The sequence below is a fragment of the Haloferax sp. ATB1 genome (assembly GCF_000730175.1).
The window spans coordinates 16,415-38,674 of the sequence record NZ_JPES01000106.1 but is presented as its reverse complement, the minus strand read 5'-3'; the positions used below and the strand labels follow the sequence as shown (position 1 = coordinate 38,674).

At 61.5% G+C, this 22,260-nt stretch carries 16 protein-coding genes and 2 pseudogenes; 7 read left to right on the top strand and 11 right to left on the bottom strand.

Annotated elements, in window-relative coordinates; genetic code table 11:
* Nucleotides 1–32: 32 nt before the first annotated feature.
* The 3 genes from ATB1_RS17585 to ATB1_RS22595 form a co-directional block, all read right to left on the bottom strand.
* Nucleotides 33–986 (bottom strand): replication factor A, encoded by a 954-nt coding sequence (locus tag ATB1_RS17585; RefSeq protein WP_052368130.1) that lies wholly within the window; start codon nt 984–986, stop codon nt 33–35.
* Between the two features lie 221 nt (nt 987–1,207).
* On the bottom strand, nt 1,208–1,495 hold the full coding sequence (locus tag ATB1_RS17580) for a hypothetical protein (RefSeq protein ID WP_042666022.1): 288 nt from the start codon (nt 1,493–1,495) through the stop codon (nt 1,208–1,210).
* A 10-nt stretch (nt 1,496–1,505) separates the two neighbouring features.
* Nucleotides 1,506–2,339, bottom strand: coding sequence for an RPA12/RPB9/RPC11 RNA polymerase family protein (locus tag ATB1_RS22595; RefSeq protein ID WP_052368127.1), 834 nt, complete (start codon nt 2,337–2,339; stop codon nt 1,506–1,508).
* A 127-nt stretch (nt 2,340–2,466) separates the two neighbouring features.
* Between ATB1_RS22595 and ATB1_RS17570 the strand changes: the two genes are divergently transcribed.
* Nucleotides 2,467–3,165, top strand: coding sequence for a hypothetical protein (locus ATB1_RS17570; protein WP_198526145.1), 699 nt, complete (start codon nt 2,467–2,469; stop codon nt 3,163–3,165).
* A gap of 265 nt (nt 3,166–3,430) precedes the next feature.
* Here ATB1_RS17570 and ATB1_RS17565 read toward each other — a convergent pair whose 3' ends face one another.
* Nucleotides 3,431–4,336: an ATP-binding protein gene (locus tag ATB1_RS17565; protein ID WP_343122552.1), complete on the bottom strand. Its 906-nt coding sequence runs from the start codon at nt 4,334–4,336 to the stop codon at nt 3,431–3,433.
* 89 nt (nt 4,337–4,425) lie between these two features.
* Nucleotides 4,426–4,812, bottom strand: a pseudogene (locus ATB1_RS24230) (ATP-binding protein); the annotation flags it as partial.
* A gap of 801 nt (nt 4,813–5,613) precedes the next feature.
* On the opposite strand from ATB1_RS24230, the pseudogene ATB1_RS17560 reads away from it, so the two are divergent.
* Nucleotides 5,614–5,961, top strand: a pseudogene (locus tag ATB1_RS17560) (transcriptional regulator); the annotation flags it as partial.
* On the opposite strand, the gene ATB1_RS17555 reads toward ATB1_RS17560, so the two are convergent.
* Entirely contained in the window at nt 5,943–6,572 is a 630-nt protein-coding gene (locus tag ATB1_RS17555; protein WP_198526143.1) for a hypothetical protein, read from the bottom strand. The pseudogene ATB1_RS17560 and the gene ATB1_RS17555 overlap by 19 nt on opposite strands.
* 185 nt (nt 6,573–6,757) lie before the next feature.
* On the opposite strand from ATB1_RS17555, the gene ATB1_RS17550 reads away from it, so the two are divergent.
* From ATB1_RS17550 to ATB1_RS20020, 4 genes are all read left to right on the top strand, one after another.
* Nucleotides 6,758–7,309 carry a hypothetical protein gene (locus ATB1_RS17550; RefSeq protein WP_042666018.1) on the top strand — a complete coding sequence of 184 codons (552 nt, stop codon included), beginning with the start codon at nt 6,758–6,760 and terminating at the stop codon, nt 7,307–7,309.
* 17 nt (nt 7,310–7,326) lie between these two features.
* Nucleotides 7,327–7,815 carry a hypothetical protein gene (locus ATB1_RS17545; protein ID WP_042666016.1) on the top strand — a complete coding sequence of 163 codons (489 nt, stop codon included), beginning with the start codon at nt 7,327–7,329 and terminating at the stop codon, nt 7,813–7,815.
* 330 nt (nt 7,816–8,145) lie between these two features.
* Complete coding sequence (locus ATB1_RS17540) at nt 8,146–10,377, top strand: hypothetical protein (protein ID WP_042666014.1); 2,232 nt, start codon at nt 8,146–8,148, stop codon at nt 10,375–10,377.
* Nucleotides 10,378–10,731: 354 nt separating this feature from the next.
* Nucleotides 10,732–11,214, top strand: coding sequence for a DUF555 domain-containing protein (locus ATB1_RS20020; RefSeq protein ID WP_052368125.1), 483 nt, complete (start codon nt 10,732–10,734; stop codon nt 11,212–11,214).
* 633 nt (nt 11,215–11,847) lie between these two features.
* On the opposite strand, the gene ATB1_RS17530 is transcribed toward ATB1_RS20020, so the two are convergent.
* On the bottom strand, nt 11,848–12,075 hold the full coding sequence (locus ATB1_RS17530) for a hypothetical protein (RefSeq protein WP_042666012.1): 228 nt from the start codon (nt 12,073–12,075) through the stop codon (nt 11,848–11,850).
* A gap of 5 nt (nt 12,076–12,080) precedes the next feature.
* On the opposite strand from ATB1_RS17530, the gene ATB1_RS17525 reads away from it, so the two are divergent.
* Nucleotides 12,081–12,272 (top strand): hypothetical protein, encoded by a 192-nt coding sequence (locus ATB1_RS17525; protein WP_042666010.1) that lies wholly within the window; start codon nt 12,081–12,083, stop codon nt 12,270–12,272.
* A gap of 220 nt (nt 12,273–12,492) precedes the next feature.
* Here ATB1_RS17525 and ATB1_RS22590 read toward each other — a convergent pair whose 3' ends face one another.
* From ATB1_RS22590 to ATB1_RS20005, 4 genes are all read right to left on the bottom strand, one after another.
* Complete coding sequence (locus ATB1_RS22590) at nt 12,493–14,088, bottom strand: hypothetical protein (RefSeq protein WP_052368123.1); 1,596 nt, start codon at nt 14,086–14,088, stop codon at nt 12,493–12,495.
* A 426-nt stretch (nt 14,089–14,514) separates the two neighbouring features.
* Nucleotides 14,515–14,820, bottom strand: a complete 306-nt coding sequence (locus ATB1_RS17515; RefSeq protein ID WP_042666008.1) for a hypothetical protein — start codon at nt 14,818–14,820, stop codon at nt 14,515–14,517.
* A gap of 119 nt (nt 14,821–14,939) precedes the next feature.
* Nucleotides 14,940–17,180 (bottom strand): hypothetical protein, encoded by a 2,241-nt coding sequence (locus ATB1_RS20010; protein WP_052368121.1) that lies wholly within the window; start codon nt 17,178–17,180, stop codon nt 14,940–14,942.
* A gap of 522 nt (nt 17,181–17,702) precedes the next feature.
* Nucleotides 17,703–22,064 (bottom strand): hypothetical protein, encoded by a 4,362-nt coding sequence (locus ATB1_RS20005; protein ID WP_052368118.1) that lies wholly within the window; start codon nt 22,062–22,064, stop codon nt 17,703–17,705.
* Nucleotides 22,065–22,260: the final 196 nt, after the last annotated feature.

Sequence of the window (22,260 nt, the reverse complement as noted above, 5' to 3'; positions counted from 1 at the left end):
GAATTGGAGAGGGTAGTGGGCGGGGCGTGGGCCTACGCGAGTGGGTCGGCCTCATCGACGAGGAGATATTTCCCGATGACGCGGCCGCTGACTCGGTAGTAGCGACCGACGAGGGCGTCGGTGAGGTCGTTCGCGACGACGCTCGTATCGAGAGCGTCCATCGCTTGCTGTTTGGCCTCCTCGATTGTGATGTCGGCGAGGGCTTCGGTCTCCTGCTTGTCGAAGATGGCGTGCTGGACGCGCACGCCGTCGTCGAAGACGGCCTTGATGCGGAGGTCGAACTCGCCTTTGACCTTTCCGTGTTCGGCACACCGGCCGTCCTGGAGGACGCGCGTACAGCCGTCGTGGGGACAGCGCTTGATGAGCCCGCTTCCGGACTGGATCGCGACCATCGGGGCCTCGATGGTCAACTCCTCGGCGTTGTCGCCGATTTCGATATCATCATCGACGGGTTCGATGACCGACCGGGAGTTGAGGTTGATGGAGTAACGGCCTTCGTACTCGCTGGTGACGACGTTTTCGAGTCGGTACACGCCGTCCGCGTCGAGTTCGGGAAGGTCGGCTTTGGCCCACTTGGTAAACTTGAGTCGGCCGCTCTCGTCGCCGATGAGCCCGACCTGGGCGATGCTGTCGCTGGTCGGCTCCCATAGGTCGACGACCTTGACGGTGACGCTGACCCACTGGCCGTCGGTGTTGATTTCGTCGAGCGTCGTGTCGCCGGCACTCTGCGAGGGGAGTGCGAGGTCGTCGTATTCGATGCCGAGCACGTCGAGGTAGTGGTTGCGCGTGGCGCGAGTAGCCTCCTCGAGCGGCACGTTGTAGCCGTTGACCATCTGGTCGAGCCGGGTGACGATATCGTCGACACTCGGGAGGGCTTCATCGCCGGCGTCGTCGGGGAACTGTTCGATGAGGGTGGTCGCGGCCGTCGCGAGGTCGTCGCTGGAGGCGTTGACCGCAGAATCTGCGGGTGTTGCGTTGGTGGACATTGGTTCGAGTTTGGTTCTGGTTCGATGGCTGTTTGAGGTGTCTTCTGGGGGAGTTTCTCCACGAGTGAGACGGGCCGAGAAGCGTCGGAACGAGGCACACGAGAGCCGTGAGAGACACGGTATTTCTCGTCTCTCCTCCGATTCCCCTCACCCCCCTTGGGGAGCAAAAACTCTGGGAAGGATTGCTGATCGCGACGGTCTGCGAGTCCTGGCCTGTTCGGTCAGCGAGCGTCTTCGAGGCTGATGGTTTCGTCGGCGCTGATCCATCCGCCGAGGGCGGCACGCTCGATGATGGCGAACGACCCGTCTTGGAGCGTGGCGAAGCGCGTCCCGACGGTTGGGCCTGGCCCCGGTGGGTCAGACCGGTATCGGTCGTCGGGGTTGACCGCTCGCGAGGGATCTTCGCCGTCGACGATATCGAGGTCGAACAGCTCCTCGTCGGTGAGAGTGGCGTCGGTATCGGTATCGGTGTCGCTGCTATCGGGATTGGAGTTGGTATGTGAGCACATGAGTGTGAGGTTAGCTGTCGTCGCGCCAGCGCTGGCCGCAACTGGCACACGAGAGGAGTCTGGTCGGTGGCTCGTCGATGGAGCGGAGTTGGACGAGTCGGTAGTGCGCCCGGTCGTGGGAGCACTTGGGACACCGGCAGGTGGTCGTGGGAAGGCCGAGGCTGGGCTCTGTCGTCGCCGTCGTCTCGGAGGTGTCAGGAGTCGCGACACCGGTGAGCGCGTTCATGCTGGCGTCTTCGGTGGCTGCTATGGGTTCGTCGGGAGCGCCCGAGTCCTCGTCCTCGAGTGCGGTTCCGAAGTGGTCGAGGTTGCGCACGAGCGCCCAGAGACGGCGCTTGCCCTGTGGGACGGGATGGTCTGGGCCGGGCGTCGAGTCGGGCCGTGAGGTGGCGATGACGTCGTGGACGGTGGCGTGAATCGCGTCTCGGTCGGCGTCGGCGTCGACGAGGACGGAGACGACGGTGGCTTGTTCGCGCCACCAGGTCGGGAGTGGGATGTCGCCGTCTTCGTCGAATATCTCGGTGGCTTTGAGCCATTCGTGGGCGTCCATCTGCCCGCTCTCTTCGGCGTCGAGGCGGTCGACCGGCGTGTGGACGGGACGAGAGACTTCCTGCACACCGGGTGTGCCGAGCGCGGGTATCGAGCGGCCGCCGTGCCGCTGGAAGGGCTGTTCGATGCCGCGCGCACGATTTCGTTTGGCGTATTTCGCCCAGTCGACGTTCGGGATGTCGCCGCGTGGCGCTGGCCCGTCGCCGGCCTCGATGACCGTGATGCGAGTCTCGGAGTCGGCGGCGAGCGTCGCTTGGCCCTGGTATTTCCCGACTTTCCCGGCGACAACGCGCACGAGGTCGCCTTCGTGGAGGATGGTTCCCTGATTTGATTTCGTCCAGACGGTGAATTTGATGGCCCCGGTGTCGTCTTCGATGAGGCCGACCTGCTGTTGGGCGCGGGATTTGGGTTGCCAGAGTCGCGTGACGGTCCCCTGGATGTCGGCTTCGACGTTGTACTTCGAGGGGATGGATCGGCACCGAAGAGATGGGCTGGATGACGCCCGCTTCCTGGTAGAGTTCGTCGAGGACGTTCGATTGGGCGGTGAAGAGGTCTTGTCCTCGGGCGACCTTGCTGGCGAGGCGGTGTTCGAGGATGGGCTTGTTCGGGGGCGTGACGAGGCGGTCGGTGATTCGGTCGGCAGCGTCGTACACGCGCTGGGTGGTTTCCTCGTCGAGCTGCTCGAACGGGTCGTAGGAGTGGATGTTGTCGCCGATGACGCGGTCGTTGTAGTCAGCCCGGCGCTCGCGGTACTCACTGAGGAGTTCCTCCCGGCGCCGTGTTTCGCGGTCGATGCCCGCGACGTGGGCGGCGAGGGCTTTCTCTCGCTGGCGTTTCCGCTCTTCGCGAAGTCCGTGGAGGCGCTCTTGAGCTTCGAGTGGGAGTCCAGTGAGGTCCTCGTCGGTGAGGTCCATCGGGTCGATGTCGCGGGCTTGCGTGGTGCGGAGGCTTGCACCCACCCAGTAGGCGTCGAGTTCCTGTCCGCCGGTGCCTTCGATTTCGAGGCCGAACTCGTCGTATTCGGGCTGGGTCCGGGCGGCCATCATGAGTTCGCCTGCGTTCTCGAGGCGGACGCCGAGACAGTCGCTCTCGAGGTGGGGGCTCTCGTAGAGGCCGCGTAGCCGGAGTTCGTCGAAACGGTCGTCCTGTTCGACGTCGCTGTTCGAGAGGCGGTGCTGTCCGTCGTGGTAGTATGTCATCGGTAGGTCACTCCGTGGTGGGTGATTCGGGAGGCGGGCGGCTGTCGGCCATCCTCCTCTCGAACCCCCTCGACCCCCTTGGGGGGCCAATACTGAGCGAGAGCTAGCCAAGTCCGGACTACAACGGTAGCGATACGATCGAAAATTCGCTCAGGATGTCAGGGACGGCCAGACATTCGACTGGTTGTCAGAACACTGTGACGAGGTCTTCGATCGAGAATAGGCGGAGGTCATCGCGCTCTTCTGCGGCCTCGATGAGGCTGTGGTTGAACCCGCTCCGTGAGAACAAGCAGAACTCGTGGGAGACGTCGTCCGTGCCCTGCGGCGTCCAACGGATGTCTTCGACATCATTCTCAAGGGTGTTCAGCACGTCGTATCCCATCGGCTGACTAGTGAACTTGCACTCGCCGGCGACCATCGTATTCTCGGTCGTCAGTCCAATCACGTCGACTTCCTGCTCTTGATACCACCAACGGCCAACTCGATCGAACGTGTACGCGTCGTAGAGGTTGTACACGGCGGTTCGGCACAGTTCTTCGAACTTCGGACTGACTGCATCTGCGAGATGCGGTTCAATCAGTTCCTCGTAGGCGTCGGTGCCTGCTCGGTCGTACTTCTCGCCCTGCCCGTAGACGAATCGAAACCAGAACCGGAACAGTGCGTCCTTCAATACGTACTGTCCCCGCCGAGACCGTGCGGGGTTTTCGGTCACCGGCACCTCCCGGTCGACAATTTCCAGGTCTTGGAGGTTCTTCAGGTAGTGGCTGATCTGGTCGGAGTCAATACCAGCCGCCTGCGCGATCTCATTTGAGGTTTCATTCCCGGCGGCAATCGTCTTCAGAATCGAGAAATAACGATTCGGATTCTCCAGCTCGGTTCGCAGGACGTACTCAGGTTCATCGTGGAGAAACCCCCGCTTCGAGAGGACAGTATCCCGGATATTCTCTCGCAGTGGACGGTCGTCGTTGACGGCCTGCAGGTAGTGTGGCGTCCCGCCGAAGACGGCCCACGCCAGTATCGTCTCTTCGGGGTCGTAGTCGGGGAAGAACTCCGTGGCAGCGCCGAACGGCAGTTCCTCCAGCTGGAGACGCATATCGAATCTGCCGTGAAGCGGCTCCCGCCACTCATCACTTTCTCTTTCATCATACTGATTGACGATCCAACAAGCACCAACGTGGCACTTGTCCCGTCTACCTCATGATCCCACAGTCGCTGGATAACCGACGGGAGGCTCTCGTCGCTCTCGATAAGGAACGGAAACTCGTCAAGGACGAGCAGCGCGTCCTGCTCGAAGAGATAGCCGAGGACGTCTTCCCACTCGCGGCGGATGCGTTCGATGCCTGGAAAAGTTCCTGCGGCCTCTGCCACGAAATCGTCGAGCTGCACCTGCTTTGTGGTCTCCGTGGCTTGGTAGTAGACGACGTCGTCCCGGTTGCGAATGGAGTGTTCGACCAGTTCCGTCTTCCCGACGCGCCGGCGGCCCCAGACGGTGATTAGCGAGGGCTCATCGGTGTCGTACCGCTCTTGGAGGGCCGCAATATCAGCATCCCGGTCGACGAACTCATCCATAGACTCACAACCTTGTGCTACCACTATAATAGTGCCGAATAAGGTAGTTCAAAGTAGGGTATTTTAGAATACCCAAATTGAATCTACCTCCTAGTCCAGTTAGGGCGTAGGTGGGAGAGCCCGAACCGAAGCGGGCTGGCGACAGGGAATGGCCAAATAGGTAATATAGTCCTCTGTCGAACTACTATATTCCCACGTTCCGGGAGATCGAGGAGAAAGCCCCGTGCTTCAGCGCGGGGATGAATCCGACAAACCCTCCACAACCGACATTATCAAGCAGCCCGGCGTTGTATCATGTGGGAAGACAACTCGCGTAAACTTTCAATCGGAAGACTCGGGGTCGCTTCCCGCTGATACGGACGGTTTCACGCCCACCACCGGCAACCCCTGTGGGGAGTACGTGGTTGAGATTCGTTCGCCGTCCTCACACTACCCCTACCCGTCACTGGAGACGGCCGGCAACGACCGCGCAAACGAGGGGGCGACAGCACACCAAAACACGCCCCGTTCGCGGTTGCACTCCGCCATCGTCGGCGGAGTACGGTCGATGGCACGACCCGTGTCCACCCACTGTTCAAAGGTGGGTGGTTGCCCGGTATTCGGACGCCTCGAGTCAGGCGGTATCGGGCACGACACAAGCGGATACCGCGTCCACCTCGGACGCCGAATACGCCATACCCTCATTTCGAGGGCCGACGTGTAGCGCACGAACCCGGTACTCTCCAGCGGGAGAGGAAGTTGCCTTCGGGGGCTTGGGAACAGCCCGACGCCCCACGAAGGAATCCTCGCGCTTCAGCGCGGGGAGGATGTCAACGCCGGTCCTCCGAATCGCTCGTCGTTGAGCAGGCGGCAGATATCCTCGAGCACGTCTCGACGGATGAACTCGTCACGCGTATTGGCGAGATGCGTGACCAGCTCAACGAGTATCGCTCTGAATACGGCGTTGATTCGCCCGAAGAATTAGCCATCGAGCAGACGAACCAGACACTCGGAGACATAGCCGCGGAACAGTCGGCTATGGATCCGGAGACGATTCAAGCATGGCAGACGCTTCGGCGCAACCTCGCGTTCGCAAACGCAGCCCTCTCGATCGCGAATGCCAAGCGGTTCGTCGATGGTAATTCACCTCATCACTCATCTGCCCGGTGATACGCCCCCTGCTCAATTGCGCGTTCGTGAACGTCCACCTCAAACGCGATGTCGTCGAGCGTCGGGTCGTGGTCTTTCACCACGGCGATGATTCGCTCGATAGCCTGCGTGACTGCGAGGGCCTCTACAGCAGGCACACCGAGCTTGTCGGCGACGCCACGACGCGTCGTTTCCCCCTGCAAGTAAGTGAGTGTGGCCACGACTGCTGGTGCGAGTGCGGCTTTCCCGTGGCGATCAACGAAGAGTTCGAGATCGTCGTCGACGCTAATCGCCCCGTAAACTGCGATGATGGCGGGACCGAGTTCGAGAGTCATCTCGTCTGTCCAGTCCCCACTCACGGGGTCTGCACGCCAGAGTGCAGAACCAGCTTCGTACTCGTCTAATTCTTTGGCGACACCTAACTCGGCGAGTGTATTCGCGTATTTGTAGGCAGTACTCTTGGAGAAGCCCTGGCGATCACGGGCTGCCGTGACCGTTGTTGGGGAGTTGATCAACAAATCCGTGTAGAACCGTGCGAGATCAGGCGTCCCCAGCAGCTCCTGAATGACGAAAAACCGGTGGGCTGTGTGTCCCGCATCCGGTGGTTGGATGGAAGATGGTACATTCGACATAGTCCATAGTACGCAAACTATGTTCTAAAGCCTTTGGGGGATTCGTGAACCAGGCAACTACGTATCTCCGTGCGGCTTCACTTTTGCACGTCCAGACGACCTCGCTTGCAACAGCTCGTGATTATGCGAGATAGTACAAACATATATGAGAGTACAGCGCGAACGCTGTTACCAGAGGTGCCAATATGTCCGACTCCTCGCGAGATGGCGTCCAGTCGTGGACCGAGTCGATGAGCGCCCGCGACCGTATTCGGGCGGTCGCCGAGACGCTTTGCGAACCACGGTCGGTCAACTGGATCAGCGAACAGGCCGACGCCGCCTGGAGCACGACCAACGAGGAACTCCAAGCGCTTGTCGAACAGGGGCAGCTGCGACGCGTTGAGGCCGGCGAGAGCACGCGCTATCAGCCGGACTACACGCGACTGCTCTTCGAGGAAATCCGCACGCTCATCGAGGAGAACACACGCGAGGAGTTACGGAGCGAGTTGGTCGCAATCACCGAGGAGATCGAGGAGTGGCAGGAAACCTACGACGTCGAGACGTGGGAGGACCTCGAACAGTCGCTCGCCGACGGTGACCTCGCAAGTGACGAGATTCGCGAACGTCGTGACGTCATCGCGTTCTGGCGCGAGAACGAGGAGGATCGCCGCCTCATCAAGCACGCACTGGAACTCTACTCCGACGTGGAGGCCGCTCGCGAACAGATGACCGACGTGGCTGACCGCGCCACGAGCTAATCCCCCTTTCACAAAGTATGATCTTTCTGGCCGGTCGCGACCGCTATACACAGCGGACACTCCTCCGCGACGTTCACGACCGATTGACGAGACAAGCGGGGTGTGAGGAGGTGCGCTATCGCCCGTCTCGACGACGGCCTCGGTACGTCATCGCAGAGGTCGATCCGACAACGTTCTTGGGTGACTCGTACGAGGCAGCGACCGCACGACTGGAGATTCGCTTCTGGTACCCTGCCGGCGTTGACCACGAATACTACCGTATCAACTGGATCGAACCGGAGCGGAACCTGATGCTCGGCTTCCACCAGGACGCTGACCACCCGGACCTTGGCCCCTGCCACATCCAACTCAACCACGAAGACACCCCGGTTGATCGACATAGCGCGACGTTTCTCGATGCGCACCCACTCGCCGTCCTCGATGACCGACTACAGCAGTTCCCAGCAGCAATAGATGCGATTTACTGGGAGAACGATACACCTTCACTCCCTACCTGGCCGGTGTAAACTCACGCTACGGTTAAGTACTCTTCCGGCGTAGCGACTGGTGAGCTTGAACGGCTCAACATGTCAAAACTAGGAAGGGCCACTCGCCTTTCCATTCCACTTTCGATGAGCGGAAGCGCCGTTCCGTGAGCGAGTTTCTGTCCTAACTGGTCCTGTTCGACGTAGTTTTTCGCGGGGGGTGTCCGTCGCGCGCTGGAGGTGTTGAATGTACGCGGGTTTGTGGGGGGTTACAACGGAAAAATCGACAGACAGCGAAGGGATAGCGCGACACAGTTATGACCGCTGTTCGCGTTTCTGAGTGTGGAAAGTACGGCGCTTTCTAGTTTTGACATGAGTGGATACACCGACAGGTCCGACCTCATTGAGGACGGACAACAGAACGGCAGTACCGAAATCGAACACAACACCGAACATGAGCACCCCACCCACACTGTTCGCCTGTTCTCGCAGGCGGCAGACCACGGATTCCCGGCGACGGTTCGCCTCTCCACCCAGGAGATCCGCCGTCTCGACGACGGAGTGGAATCCCCGACGATTCGTCGGTGGCTCAACCTCGATGCAGACACGAACGCAGACACGAGTTCTCACTCACCGTCCGCAGTCTCGACTGAGCGTGAGTTCCGTGGCACCGTGGATGGACAACACTCGACCACCGAGTCCGACTCCGAATTCGACTCCGATGTCGACGTCTTCGTCGATGTCGATGCCGGTGTCGACTTCGAGCGTGAGTCCGAGCGTACTGGTGCGCACGAGTCCGGTTCTGAACTCGAACTCGAACGTGAATCCGAGGGCGTCTACGGCTGGTACGATGGCCAACCGATGGTCGCGTCTCGGAGTGATGAGCGGAGGACTGAGATGAACGCTCGCGGACGACCCGCTGATGCGCTCTCTGAATCTGATGTCATCGCACGTGGGCAGTACATCTACATGGGCCACGACCGCCTGACCGACCCGACTGGCGACCAGTTGACGGGCACGGCATCTGGCTTCGATGAGTACGACCCCATCAGTTCGACGGAGGTTCCGGTGCGCCTTGGACGAACACTCGTCCCTGAAGACCAGCTGGATGCACACACTCGCCGACTGCGTGCGCTGAAGGACATCCCCGAGGATGAACAGACGCCACGCGAGACAGAGGGTGTCGGAACGGACGATCTGGAAGTGACGCTTCCCTCTGGGGAGTTAGTCGCACTCCGGACTCTCGTTGCGAATCCAGCGGAGTACTCTCGATCGTCGATTCCTGGTATCGAGCGCCGACTGGCGTTGGATGCAGAGCTAAAGAGAGTCTCTGCGGGAATCGACGCTGCTGGACACCTGACTGGCCTGGCTGCGACGTTGGATGCACACACCGACTTGCTCGCTCGCTACCGGAGCGCGCGTGCTGGTGTTGCTCCTGCGCGTCGTGAACAGACCGTCGCCCAGCAACTCTACGACCTCGCCGAGCCCCTTCGGGAGCTCGACGCTGAGGATTCTGAACTTCGTGAGGAGGTCTTGACTGAAGCACGCAGATTGCTCCAGGCTGAGACCGTCCACGAGATTCGTCGCCGACCCGTCGAAGTCGCGTCCGACCTTGCACAGCGTGTGCTGGATGGACAAGATGTGACGTCGGCATTCCTCAGACTCCTCGAAGACGAAGCAACGAACCCGAGAAACGTCCTGCGAATCAACGCGATTCTACAGGCGAACCTCTGGTCCTCGAAAGGCTATCTCACCACGCAAGGCGTCGTGAAGAAGATCTACCATGCTGACGTCCCTGGATTAAAATTCGGGATGATCGTCACGGATGGAGATCGCCGCGAGGATGAAGTTCGTGTCTCTGTCTGGGAGTCTAGCGAAGAGGAGATTACTGCATCAACGGCCGACCCGGATGATGCCGATGGAGAAGTAATCATCTCGAAGAAGATTCTCGCCGAGCCGAACGAAGGTGACGTGGTCCGCCTTGTTGACTTCAAGTTACCGTACAAGAAGTCCAACCAGACGTACCAGGGTCAACCGAAGCTCGACTCGCGTTGGGAATCCGAGATTCAGATTCTCGAGCGTGCACCGATCACCGCATCGACTCGCTCGACGCCTGCGACACCTCAGCGTGTTAGTCAGTCGTCGCGCTCGTCTGATGCTGGTGAGGCTGTTCCCCGGAGTTCCGCTGCGAAGTTCTCAGGTGACGTTTCGACAACCTGGCCGTCGCCAGTGCTGCTCGAGACGCTCATCGAAGACGAACTCGCTCGTGTCCCCGACCGCGTTCAAGCAATAGCCGAACGCAAACAGCTCGCACAGCAAGAGCGTCAGATGAAGCGAAACCGCCGATTCCTCACGGACCACCCTGAGGCACTCGGTCTCTTCAAGGCAAACGCGTTGATGAGATTCGTGAACGGCGACTCGCCTCGTGACCCCTCGTCGTGTTGGGTTTGTGGTGTCCGGAACGATGACATGAACTACGATCCGGTCGTAGCGTCTCGATTCCACCCACTCTGCCTGGCACGCGCTGGTGTTGAGAGTTGTAAGGAATACACCGAACAGCGTCTCACCGAGTACACCGAGTCACTCGACGGAGGAGCTGCCTGAGTATGTGTATGAGCACAGTTGATACCCGTACTCAGGTTCGGATTCAGGCTCAGATTCGACAGACCTCGATAACGGTACTCCCCGATACCTGATTGTGTCCTGAACTGTAACGAACCCTAGCACCCCCGAGTTCCCTACCGATCGAACTCAGAATTCCAACTAAACTCTCTTTCGAAAACCGGACCTTTAGCCGCCGAGCAGCGCCTCAGCCTCCCGAACCGCCGATCACGAACCCCCCCAGAAGCAGCCTGTGCTCCGGTCGATATCGTGCGGACCAGAATGTGGTGGGTGTAGTTCCACATTCAATGTAGCCAACGAGTCCTCATACGGGTGAGACGCATATGGAACAACAGTATGACGACGTCTGGGCACGGCGAGGAGGAGACATGGTTTGAGGTACAGCTGTCGGTTCCATGGGTGGTGGCGGGAACGACGGGCGTCCAGGACGTGATCAACATCGCGGTGTCGGAGGTGGGCAAGAGGGTGAATCAGACGTCGGCGCGGTACTCGGAGATTGTCGTTCAGGACGTCGCGTGTCCGTCCTGCGGGTATGAGTATGAGGCGGCGCTTTCGACGACGGATTTCGCGTTGGTGGTCGTGACGGTGTTGGCGCAGTTCAAGGCGTCCTCAGCGGAGGAGAGTTCGCGCATCGCGAAGCGGGAGTTGGGTGTGCGAATGAAGGATATTCCGTTGACTGTCCTTGGGGTTCGGCGGGCGTCGTCAGCAGTGGAGGAGCCAGCAGTAGAAACGGCGTCGGAGCCGGACGCGGTGACAGATGCGCCCTCAGGGGACAGGCCGGAGAGTGACGCCTCGAGGTCAAGCTCCTCGGCGAGGTAGTCTACCGTCTCTTCAAACTTCATAAGACGAAGCCCGACAAGTGGTATAGCGCTAATGCTGGCCCTTATTACTCTACCTCAATCCAACTTCCTGGGTATTCGAACCCTGTATTCTGATTGTGACCCCGAAAGTCATAATATTTATTATGTTAAGGGACCAACTGATGTCGTGCCCAAAACACCCTCCTACGACGGACGACACCCCTCCATGGATGGGCACACATCCACCGGGGATTAGGACAGTTTCCCACGTCTCCTGCCACGAGCGAGCGAAGTTGCTCGACCAGTGCCGAGCGTAGGATCAGCGGAGCAGTCTCTAGCGGTGGATTAGCCGCGGATGACTGTAACGCCGAAGCCGATAGCAAAGCCAGTTCCAATCCCACTGCCCGTACAAGCACGGGAACTCGGCCTCTCACGTAAGGATGGCCGGGGACACCCTCCTTTCGAGAAAGTACCAGAACGAACGGTGCGCGAGGTCGATGGCTTAGTGTCTGGTCGGGGAGTGCATTCATTCAATTCGTAAAGAAGATTTCGAGTGTGGGGTCACGGCTGTCGAGGGACCGAAATCCGTGGTCCTCAGCACGCCCTCAACGACATAAGCAAAACTGGATATTCGATGCACAGCGACCGCCGGCTACCAGGACGGTCGGGTGAACGCGTGGAGGATGCGGCGGATCGTCGAGATGACGATGTATGCGGTCGAGACTGCGAAGCCACCGACACAGACGGTCCAGAGGCCGGTGGTAGCGAACTGCGGATCGACAGCGAGGAACATCATCCCGACGTAGGCGGTGATAAACATCGAAAAGACGGCGGTGGTCAGGAGCGGTACGTTGACCGGGGGTGCATATCGGATGGACATAATTCGTGGTCGGAGTCGAAGGTGAGTCGAGACTGATCGGTTCGGTCGGGTCGGCGGCGCACGGCCGCGCCGCGGACAAAATCGATGTCGAGTCTGAGTTCGAGCTGGAGCTGGAGCTCTGGCTCGGAATCGGAACGACGCGAGTGTCGTCGACGTCGCGGCGACACGCCGCGCTGCTCGACTTCCTCACCCTTTAGGGGACCAATACTCGGCCCGAGAGTGACCGTCCATCCGGGGGGGCCAACCGCATCGGTAACCGGCCGAGCGAAGCGAGGCCGGGAGCGGAGCGGAGCGGGGCGGCGGAACGGGGCGGGGCGGAAGCGACAAGCCTCTCACAACCGGGGGAGCGCTAGCCGAACCGGATCAGGGGCTTCGAGCGTCAAAAAACGCCTCCGAGAGGTGGGGACGGCTCGCCCCTTACTGGGCTTGAGCAGGACTCGCTTCCGGCGCGATGTCCTTGATGGCCGCCTCGACTGCCGCTTCGATGTCGGAGACATCCGACTGGTACACCGACTGGACGGCGTCGGTGGCGTCGGAGTCGCGACTGGCGAGCGCGCCGAGGCGCTGCTGGGTCGCGTCGATGGTCTCGGCCACCCACGAGTCACGGGCCTCGCGGTCGACGACCGTGATGGACTCAGGTTGGATGGACACCTTCACGCCGTAGTCCGTCTCGTAGTGGTGGAGTTTGCCGACCACGGCCACGTACGAGGGCGTCTCGGCTGACCGGAGCACGTCCATTGCCTCTGCCTGGTACTGCCCGGCGTAGAGGTTGGCGGCCTCACCAGCGGCCATCACGCGCCCCTTCCAGAACTCGGAGTCACTGCCGACGTCAGCCGTCTCGATGAGCGTCCCGACGACGAACACGCGGTTGGCTGCCTCGCCACTCGGCAGGAGCGTGAACTTCGGCGCTCGGTCATCGCCCTCGTCTTCGGGGCGGGTGAACGAGTGGGTCGCCTGGTTGAGTTCTTCGGCGAACAGGCGCTTGGCCGGCTGGCGCTGAGTGACGGCCGGGGCCATGCTCGCGTCGTTGAGGCCGGGGTTGTCCGCGGAGTAGCCTGTCTCGACCGCTTCGTCCACGAGGAAGTACTCGCCGACGACCGGGCCACGCACGTCGAAGGTCTTCCCGATGAGCGAGGCGCGGAGTTCTGCGCCGACGACGCTGGCGTCGAGGGCCTCAGCGGCCATTTCCTTCGCTCGCTCGAGCGTGATGCCACTGACAGCGGTGGTCATCTCGGCGTTGAACAGCGCTCGGACAGCGCGCTCACCGTCGTCGAGGATGGCTTTCAGCCGAAGGTCGAACACACCATCAACTTCGCCGTGCTCGGAGCAGCGGCCGTTCTGGACGACGCGGGTGCAGTCCTCGTGGGGACAGCGCTTGATGAGGCCACTCCCGTCTTCGAGGGCGACGAGCGTGCCCGTTGCGCGCACTTTGCCGTCGGTGGGTTCGACGGCGTCCTCGGCGGCGGCCTCGGTGACCTCGCTGGCCTTGTTGAGCGAGATGGAGTACTTGCCTTCGTACTCGTTGGTGATGGCCGAGGCGATGTCGTAGGTGACGCCCTCCTCGAGGGCAGGCAGGCTCTCAGTGTTCTTCTGCCAGACGACGAACTTCATCTGGGCGCTCTCATCACCGATGAGGCCGACCTGCCGCATGGAGTCGTGCTTGGGCTCCCAGAGGTCGACGACCTGCGCTCGGACGTCCACCCATTCCTCCGGGCCGACGTCTGCGATGTCGCCGAGCATGACGCGCTCGAAGGCGTGCGAGCCGCTCGCGTCGCCACCGAAGCCCGCCAGCGCCGAGATGTCCTCGGACAGGTCGCCGTCGTCGAGGTCGTACTCCGCTGCGAGGTTGCGAACCGTCGTCGTGGTCGCCTCCTCGAGTGGGACGCTGAACTCCTGCATAGCCGCGATTCGCTCCTGGACGGTCGAAGCGGGCACGTCCACGCCCATCTCGCCGAACTTGCCGCTGATGTCTGCCGCACGCTGCTCCACGCTGAGGTTGGAGTTTGCACTCATAGTAGTCTCTCTGAGGGGGATTTCACGAGCAGGACAGAACGAGGACGCGTCTCGCCCCACCCGGACTTCCCTCACCCCCTTTGGGGGCCAATACTTTCGGGAATCGCAAGCAGGACCACCGCCGGCGGCAGGGCGTACTGATCGCACCGCCCCGAGTGTCGGGAGATCCCCGATGTGAGTCTCCGTCTGTATCTGTGACTCGGGACAGCTCGCACGCTCATGCTGACCGATGGGGACCGTCCCAGTCGCTCGTGAGTTCGATATCTAGACGACGAACGAGGCTGATGTCTTCGTCGCCCTCTCGCACGTCCCTAACTCCCCCTTGGGGGCCAATACCCACGGCGGAAGGGAGAAAGAGGAACGAGAACATCGAAAGATTCTGTTCTGTCGTGTCGGTTCAGTAGGGCTCGTTCTCGGGTCGACCGTCTAGAACGAGTAGTCGTCGCGAACGACCGCGTTCGCACAGGATTCACAGAGGACGTCGAACGGGGGCCATCCGGTGAGGCCGTCGGCGTCCTCGAGGAACGCGGTCGGGACCAGGCCGCTGGTCCCACAGCCACCGTCACATGAGGTGAACGAGTGGCTGACCGCGGCGAAGGTCTCGCCGTGGGGGTCGTGGTCGGGCTTGCCGAACTCGGGTTCCTCGCCCGTTTTGAAGACCACGCTGACCGGCTCGCGCTCGGCCGTGTGGTCGGTGTCGGTACGCCGCTCGTCAGACTGGATGTTGGTCATCTCAAATCCCTCACCCCATTTGGGGTCCAATACTTTCGCAGCGACGAGGAGGGGCACACCGCTGGCCGTGCGGGAGAGACGCGCGGCGACCACCCCACCAGCAAAGCCGGGGAGCGGAGTTAGCCGAAGAAGCGGGAGAACATCCCTCGTTGTTTCCGGCGTTCACGTTCGTCGGCCTGGATCTGCTCGTTGGCCTCCTCGTACTCGCGGAGGACGGCATCGAGGCCGGAGAGCGTCTCCTTGGCCGTCGCAACGTCTTCGCGACGGACCAGCGGGCGGAGAATCTGCTTGAGCCGCTTGACGGGGTCGTCCGGAAGGTCGGCATCCGCCGGTGACAACAAGCCGGCCCGCTTGAGCTGGGTCCGGTAGCGTTCGCGTTCGCCCATCAGCTCGTCCATCGCCTTCAGGTAGGTCTCGGCGGTGAACTTGTAGCGGTCACGTTCCTCCTCAACATCCGCGAGATCGCGGAGCCGCTCTTCGAGGCGGGTCTGATACCGCGCCAGTACGCGGTTGTCCTCGCGAGCGACCTTCATCGCCTGGGCTGTCGGCGTTCGACCCTCGATGGGACCAACGGTCCAATCCGTCGGATGTTTCTCGGAATCGTCGAGATGGGGATTGGTCCGCGACCAGTTGCCACCGGCTTTCGTGACGGATTCGGTCATCATCCGCTGCGTACTCTCATCGAGGTCGGAGTCGATATCCGTCCCGTCGGGAGCAGCGGGCGAGACGCCCTCGGGAGTGACGCTCCCATCAGGGGTCGACTCGCCCCGGTCGTTCGAGGTGGGGGAAGCGTCGCGCATGGCCGTCGACGTTGACTGTCCTGTAGGGGCGTTCGCAGCCGCGTCCGCAGCAGCGGCCGGGTCCACACTCATATCCACACCCACACCTCCGTTGTCGGCCCCACTGTCGCTGTCGTTGTCGCCGTCGAGGTCGAGGAGGACGTCGGGGGAACTCTCGGCGGTCGTCGCGGCGTCATCCGTGTGCAGCGGGCCGGGGGCGCTCGGAGCGGCCTCGGTCGATGCAGACGCGCCATCACTCACGGGGGATGCTCCGGACGCACCAGCGGCGTCCTGGGGCGTCTGAGGGGATGCTGAGGATGCCACGTCGCTCGCGGGGACATCCGAGGCGCTCGAAGACGCCCCAGAGCGAGCGGACGTCGACGAGGCCGAGGTCGAGGTCGAGGTCGTTGGCCCGTCGGCCTTCGAGAACTTCACCCCATCGTCACTCGGGAGTTCGTAGTGGTCATCCACTCGGAGGAGCGCGCGGGCGAGAGTGACGCCGCCGTAGGTCGCACCACTCGAGTAGTGTTGGCCGTCCCACTTGGGTCGCATCAACCCGGAGGTACGAAAGAGCGCGTCCATCCGATCGGGGTCTTTCCCCGTCCAGAACGCAAGCGTATGAGCGAACGCCATATCCGCTTCAGACTGACTCGGATAATCGGCATCGTGAGACCCCCACATCGAGGAGTCGCCTTCGTAGAGGCGGCGTTTCCGGTCGCCACCTTGCGAGTCGTACATCCGCTTCAGAATCTCGCCATCTGATAGCTCGATACCGGGGCCTGCGAGGTCGGCAAACGTACTGGGGCACACCGGAGGAAGGTACTTCGTCTGGACCCGCTCGAGGGCTTCTCGGATGGCCGGGTCACGGATGTTTCTGAAGGCGTCACCGTAGCGCTCGACGAGTGCGCTTTCACTCTGCCGACCAGGGACTTCGGTGGAGCGCCGATCGCCACGATTACCTCCACTTTCTGAGGTATCGCTCGCGGCGGTATCGGCGAGACTCAACTGCCCATCCGAGCTGGACTCACCACGAATGTACTCACCGTGAACGGCGTCTAACTCGTCCTGACATTTCCGAATCTCCGTGGGCGTGTCCTCGAGGTGCGCTCCGGTCACGGTGAAGTAGCGATCAGAGTCGTACATCTCGACGCGACCCCGGCGATTCCCGGCGGCGGTCAGTTCGCCCCCGACGAGGATATGCACACCCGTACCGGAGGGAGACACTTCGGTGTATGAGTCGAGTCGGTCGATGATATCTTCGGCCCAGTCTTCGAGCTTGCCTGTATCAGGGTCACGACACTTATCGAGGTCGACGCCAGTGATGGAGACGTTGTCGGTGAAGACGAAGCCAAGGCCATCGCCGGGCACGCGGGAGTCGTTGAGTGCCTCCCACGCAGTGTCGAAGTCGCGGCGCTGTTTGGGGTTGGTGACGTCGCAGTTGATATCACCGCTGGTGCGATACGGTTTAGTCGGGATTTTGGTAGCTTTCCCGTTGCGCTCTCCCTCACGCCAGAGAATCCAGTTCTCGATAGAGCGGATATTGGCCGGGATTGCGTCGTTTGTTACGTCTATATTCGTCATAGATTCATCGTGATGTTCGGAAGGGTCGTCGCCACTCGACGGCGGGCGAAACAAACCCGGATTGTCGATCTCGACCCAATTTCAGGGAAAATCGACACCCCGCGCGCGATTCGCGCAGAACTGGTGACCCCCTCTAATCCAATACTATGATATGTAGCATCGAAGGAGCCGAATGGAGCCACCAGATTGCTCGATAGAGTCTCTGGGCCGTTTTGCGCGCGTGCGCTAAGTCCCGACGGTTGGGTGGTCGTCGCAGACCCGGATTCTGGGGGTAGAAGGCTCGTACCTACTGTTCGCGGCGTGCGCTGATTTTGCGGGGATTTGCGTGCACTCGAATCACCTTCAACTTGGCCGATTTTGAGCGGAGCAACGAACGCGCTTTTTAGACCTTCTGGGCCGTTTTGCGCGCGTGCGCTAAGTCCCGACGGGTAGGAGCCGGCCTCAGACCCGGATTCTTGAGGTACAAGGACCCTACCTGCTGTGCGCGCCGTGCGCGTACTTTGCGCGCACCGCCGGAGAGGGTTATTCAAGGTCATCGAGTAGATTGGCCGCGCTGACGAACTCCCATTCTCCATCCGGCCCCCAGATCGACTCGGTCAGTTCACCGTGTGACCGCCCCCGTCGTTTGGCGGGGAGCTCGTCGATCAAGCCGGCGTTCGCGAGAGCCCGCGCGATATTCCACGCTTCTGAGAGATTTGGGACGACCCAGATTTTCTTCTCGACGTCGAAGCGGTTGAAGTCCTCGTAGTGCTTGACGATGTGCTCGTGGCGAACGTTCCAGATCGCCTCTCCAATCACAGCTGGCTTGTCGTCTTTGTACGCGACGACATCTGGCTTCACGTCGGTCCCGAAGATCGGGGTGTATCGCTTGACGAAATAGTGAGAGGTTCCATCGTTCGCGAGTGTGCGAGCGAGTGCCTCGACCATCACCTTGTGGTAGGTCTTCTCGTTGACGTCACCCTGGTCTTCACCGAAGGCGACGCGAGCGCCACACGCATGCTGACCGTCCTCGGTGACGGTGTAGTAGACACGGAGATTCTCGGTCACCTTCTCGAGGTAGCCGAGGTCGATGAGCCGGTCGGGGTCTACCTCAGAGAAGTGACTATTTATCGGCTTCATCGTATCGAGCATATCGAACTTGGGATGTCGACCGTTCACAGTCGTCACGACGGCTGCGAGAAATTGGCGTTCCTGAACTGTCAGATTCTCGTCTATGCCTGAGCCAACGCCACCGACCCAGGTATCGTGCCGGTCGGCGTGGTCAGCGTCCGAAGGATTCTCCGTGGCCGCCCCCACTCCATCGGCGCGGGTCGTATCTCCCTCCACGCCACCCTGTGCAACGGCGGTAGCAGTCTCGTCCGTGGTGGTTGGGTCGGCCCCGTTGTAGAGGAAGTCGTTGATACGATCTTCCAGATTGCTTACCGAATCTTCACCGCCACGTTCAGCGGGAGATTCGGCCTGAGCGCCACCGTTTCCTTCGCTGGCTGCTCGGCGCGAACCAAAGTCGTCCGTGAGGTCGTCGGCGGGCCGGGTGACAGGCCTCGACGGGCCATTCTGATCGCCACCATTTGCGGGTTGCGTCCCGACCTGAGTTGCTACGTTCCGCCGACTCTCCCAGACGTCTTCTTCGGGCTCCGGGTCGGAGTCGGGGCCGGAGCCGGGCACATCGTTGTGGTGTGCGTTCGGATCGGTGGCATCGACCCCAGAGCCGGTGTGGGATGCCGAGAGTTGCTCGGCGGAGGGGTCCGTGTTGCTTCCGGGGATGAGACAGTAGTCGTCCCGCGTTTGGCGTGTCTTCTTCGCGTCGATCCCCCCGAAGGAGTCACCGTAGGGCGAGACTGAATCCTCGTTCACGGGATCGTCCGAGTCCCGGTGGCCGGCGGGGATGCCGACCGGCAGGAGCGTGACAAGTTCGGGAACGTCGGTCATGAAGCCCGTGTCGGGGAGTTGGGCGACCCATTCCCCACGAGGGAGTGACGTAATCCGGTCGACCAGTTCCTCGTCTTCGATGCCCTCGTGGAAGAGTGTCATCACCAGCTCGTCGTCGACGGCGAGTTTGCCGATGAGTTTGGTGTTGATGTTCCGCAGAATCTCCTTGTAAGAGGAGACGTCGAGGGCGTCGGATTTCACCTGCTCGGCGAAGTGAACGATAACCTCGAGGGCGAGGCCGAACTCACGGCCGTCGGGGATCATGTCGTCGCGAACCAGTTCGGACTGGAGGAGCGGTGCAGCCTCGTCGATAATCAGGTTGATGACGTAGCCATCGCTGACAGGCGGTGTCTTGCCGAGGCGATGGCGGAGGCGAGCGCCGGACCAGATGTAATCGAGCAACATGAACGTGAAGAGGTTGCTCGAGGCGGGCCGGAGGTCGCCGGTGTCGATGAGAACGACGCGCTTGCTGGCGAGGATGTCCTGGATGTCGAACATCGGCGATTGGTGGGCGTAGTGCCCGTTCTCCTCGTCCCATTCTGGGACGAAGTTGAGAATCCGCCAGATGAACGACCGCTCTGCGAGTTTCGTTATCCGATTCATCACCGCGTCGATGGAGGTCATGAACCGCTGGCGGTCAGCATCGACGTGGCGCTGAAGGGTCCGGTGGAGCGTGGCATCGCTCACGGGTGGGAGCTTCCCCTGGGCCTTCGTTTCCTCGTTCATGCTCCCAAGTTTCTGCATGTCCATCGCCGCAGTCAGGAGGTCGCTGATGGGCCATGCATCCTGGCCGTGAACGGGGTCGAACATCGCCTTGATGAGGCTGTTGAGAATTTCCTGAGCGACGAACGCCTGGTCAGCCATTTCTCGACCGAGGACGTACACGAGCAGTTCGTTGTAGCGGTCGATTTTCTCTTGGACAGCGACGGTTCGACTGACGCCGGCGGCGAGTTGCGGGCGAATATCGAAGTAGGGGAACGCGAGGACCTCATCGTTCGGCCCCGGGACGGTGATATGGACGACGTCGTCGAGGTTCCCGAACTTCTTGAAGTGGGCGCGCTTGTACTGGTCGGCCATCGACCCGCCCTTCTTGTCGAAGACGAAGATGGGGCCGTCGAACGACTCGTAGGCGCTGAGGGTGTCGTTAATCATCGCGGTGGTCTTCCCGCCACCCGTCGTGGCTGCGCGCATCACGTGGTGGGTGAGTTGTTCGGCGCTCAGGCTGATCGGGATGTCCGGCCGGTTGTCGACGGCAGTCTCGGCGTACCCGATACACATCCCGTGGTTATACTGCGAGAGGAGGTCCTCGTCAGTCGCAGTGAGTGGCGAGCGAGCGTCGGGGGAGCCGCCGGAGGATCCGCGACTCGCGCGGGGGAGTGCGTCCGTGTGGGGGACGACGACGAAATTCGCGAGTTCGTCGGGCGAGGCACACAGGATGGGGTCGCCTTTGCTGAAGCGCCCGGAGAGCCCGCTCGAGGTCGCAAGCCGGGCGTGACAGAGCGCGGCGAACTCTTTGTCGCTGATGCCGAGGAGGTCGCCTTCGATGCCGTAGTAGGGGCCTGACAGCGAGGTGAAGGCGTTCGAGATGCTCTGGATGGTCTGTTCGTTACAGGCGGCCCGGAGCGTGAGGTCGAACGTCGTCGTGGGCTGTTTGTGGTCGATCTGAGCCATCCGCGAGCCGGTGATTTTGTTGCTGTCACCGGCGGTGACGGTCCCCCCGACCTGTTCTGAGATATCGCCTCGGTGGATGTTGCGGCGTTCCTGTTCTGAGGTACCGAACATCTGGCGGGCGAACTCGTTTTTGAACGCGCTGAACGTCCCGTGGTTGCCCATCTTGAGGTTGCGCTTGTGGACTTCGGCTTCACTCGTCCAGTCGGGTCGTGGTTTGAACACGGCCTGGAACATGAACGGGTCGTTGGCGTGCACAGCCTGCTCAAGGAGGACGCTCAGGGGCGACCGATACTGGTCGTCGTTGTCCATCGCGATGTCGCTGAACGGCCGTAGGAGCGTCATCCAGTCGTTCTTTTTCGACGAGATGCCTTTCCAGCGAACCAGCGAGGGGCGTTTCTCCTCGGGGACTTCCTCGGGACGGAGGGGGACGCCTTTCTTGATGAGTTGCTGCTCGGCTTCCTCTGGTGAGGGCCCGTCGCCACGGCCGATATCGTGGTCCTCAAACACGGCGGGGTCCTCGAACCCGCTGAGGCGCTCGAGGTCGCCAATATCTTCGAGGGTCGCAATCCGTCGACCGCCCACCTGTGCGTTGCCGTTGTCGCTGGCGAACGCGGCCACGGGGTTGAACGGGACGATCTCGAACTCAAAAGACTCGGGGTACATCGCGGCGATGTTGGCAGCGAGTGTCTTGAACGCGGTTGCGTCGTAGGGCGTTACCGAGACGTAGAAGTCGAAGCGTTTGGTGTCTCGCGGCTTGTGAATGACGAACTCGAAAGATTTCTTCGTGTCTTTGAGTCCGAGGCGGCCCGCGAGGTTGAACCGCCCAGTGTCGGTGACGCCGGCTCGATAGAGGCCGAAGAGTCCGGCGATGATGTTACCGGGCGTGACCTGCTCGCGAGCGGGGGAGATGTGGATGTACGGGCGGGCTTCGATAGGGTCGCCGAGTTTCTTTCCGGGACCGGACCCGACTTCGACGTCCTCGTAGGCGGCGAGACGGTCCTCACGTGACGCATCCTGGTCGCCTGCGGTTGCTGGCGTCTTGGCGCGGTCAAGGTCGGAGGGCTCTGTGCCAGTCTCTGCGGGGAGTTCCTCCTCTGTACGGTCGTTCTGTTGCTCGCTCGCGTCCGTCGTGGAGTTTGGAACGTCGGCCCGGAGATGCGAGAGGTCGAGGCCTTTCCGCTCAAAGACGCTCTTGGGGGGCTGTGAGCTCTCTGGAGCGTCGGCGTCCGTGTCGACGTCGGGGTCCCGGTCGAGTGATTCGCGGTCTGAGGGCGTTGCGGTCATCGCATCACCTCTACGCGGCCGGGGAGAGGTCGCCCGGTGTGGCGTGCGATGGTCGCGAGAATCCCGGTAAACGGGACGATTCGATTGCTGTTGGTGTGCTCGGTCATTATCGTGATTGGCGGGTGAGCGTCTCGTCCGGGGACGCCGGTGTTCCACGGGTAATGCCTCGGAAGCTGTCGCTCCCGAGCTGTGAAAC

Excerpts from the sequence above, each read along its gene's own strand:
- ATB1_RS17550 (WP_042666018.1), top strand. The coding sequence starts at position 6,758 with ATGTCCGACTCCTCGCGAGATGGCGTCCAGTCGTGGACCGAGTCGATG.
- ATB1_RS17545 (WP_042666016.1), top strand. The coding sequence starts at position 7,327 with ATGATCTTTCTGGCCGGTCGCGACCGCTATACACAGCGGACACTCCTC.
- ATB1_RS20010 (WP_052368121.1), bottom strand. The coding sequence starts at position 17,180 with ATGACGAATATAGACGTAACAAACGACGCAATCCCGGCCAATATCCGC.
- ATB1_RS17530 (WP_042666012.1), bottom strand. The coding sequence starts at position 12,075 with ATGTCCATCCGATATGCACCCCCGGTCAACGTACCGCTCCTGACCACC.
- ATB1_RS17585 (WP_052368130.1), bottom strand. The coding sequence starts at position 986 with ATGTCCACCAACGCAACACCCGCAGATTCTGCGGTCAACGCCTCCAGC.
- ATB1_RS22590 (WP_052368123.1), bottom strand. The coding sequence starts at position 14,088 with ATGAGTGCAAACTCCAACCTCAGCGTGGAGCAGCGTGCGGCAGACATC.
- ATB1_RS17515 (WP_042666008.1), bottom strand. The coding sequence starts at position 14,820 with ATGACCAACATCCAGTCTGACGAGCGGCGTACCGACACCGACCACACG.
- ATB1_RS17565 (WP_343122552.1), bottom strand. The coding sequence starts at position 4,336 with ATGCGTCTCCAGCTGGAGGAACTGCCGTTCGGCGCTGCCACGGAGTTC.
- ATB1_RS20020 (WP_052368125.1), top strand. The coding sequence starts at position 10,732 with ATGACGACGTCTGGGCACGGCGAGGAGGAGACATGGTTTGAGGTACAG.
- ATB1_RS17555 (WP_198526143.1), bottom strand. The coding sequence starts at position 6,572 with ATGTCGAATGTACCATCTTCCATCCAACCACCGGATGCGGGACACACA.
- ATB1_RS20005 (WP_052368118.1), bottom strand. The coding sequence starts at position 22,064 with ATGACCGCAACGCCCTCAGACCGCGAATCACTCGACCGGGACCCCGAC.
- ATB1_RS17540 (WP_042666014.1), top strand. The coding sequence starts at position 8,146 with ATGAGTGGATACACCGACAGGTCCGACCTCATTGAGGACGGACAACAG.
- ATB1_RS17580 (WP_042666022.1), bottom strand. The coding sequence starts at position 1,495 with ATGTGCTCACATACCAACTCCAATCCCGATAGCAGCGACACCGATACC.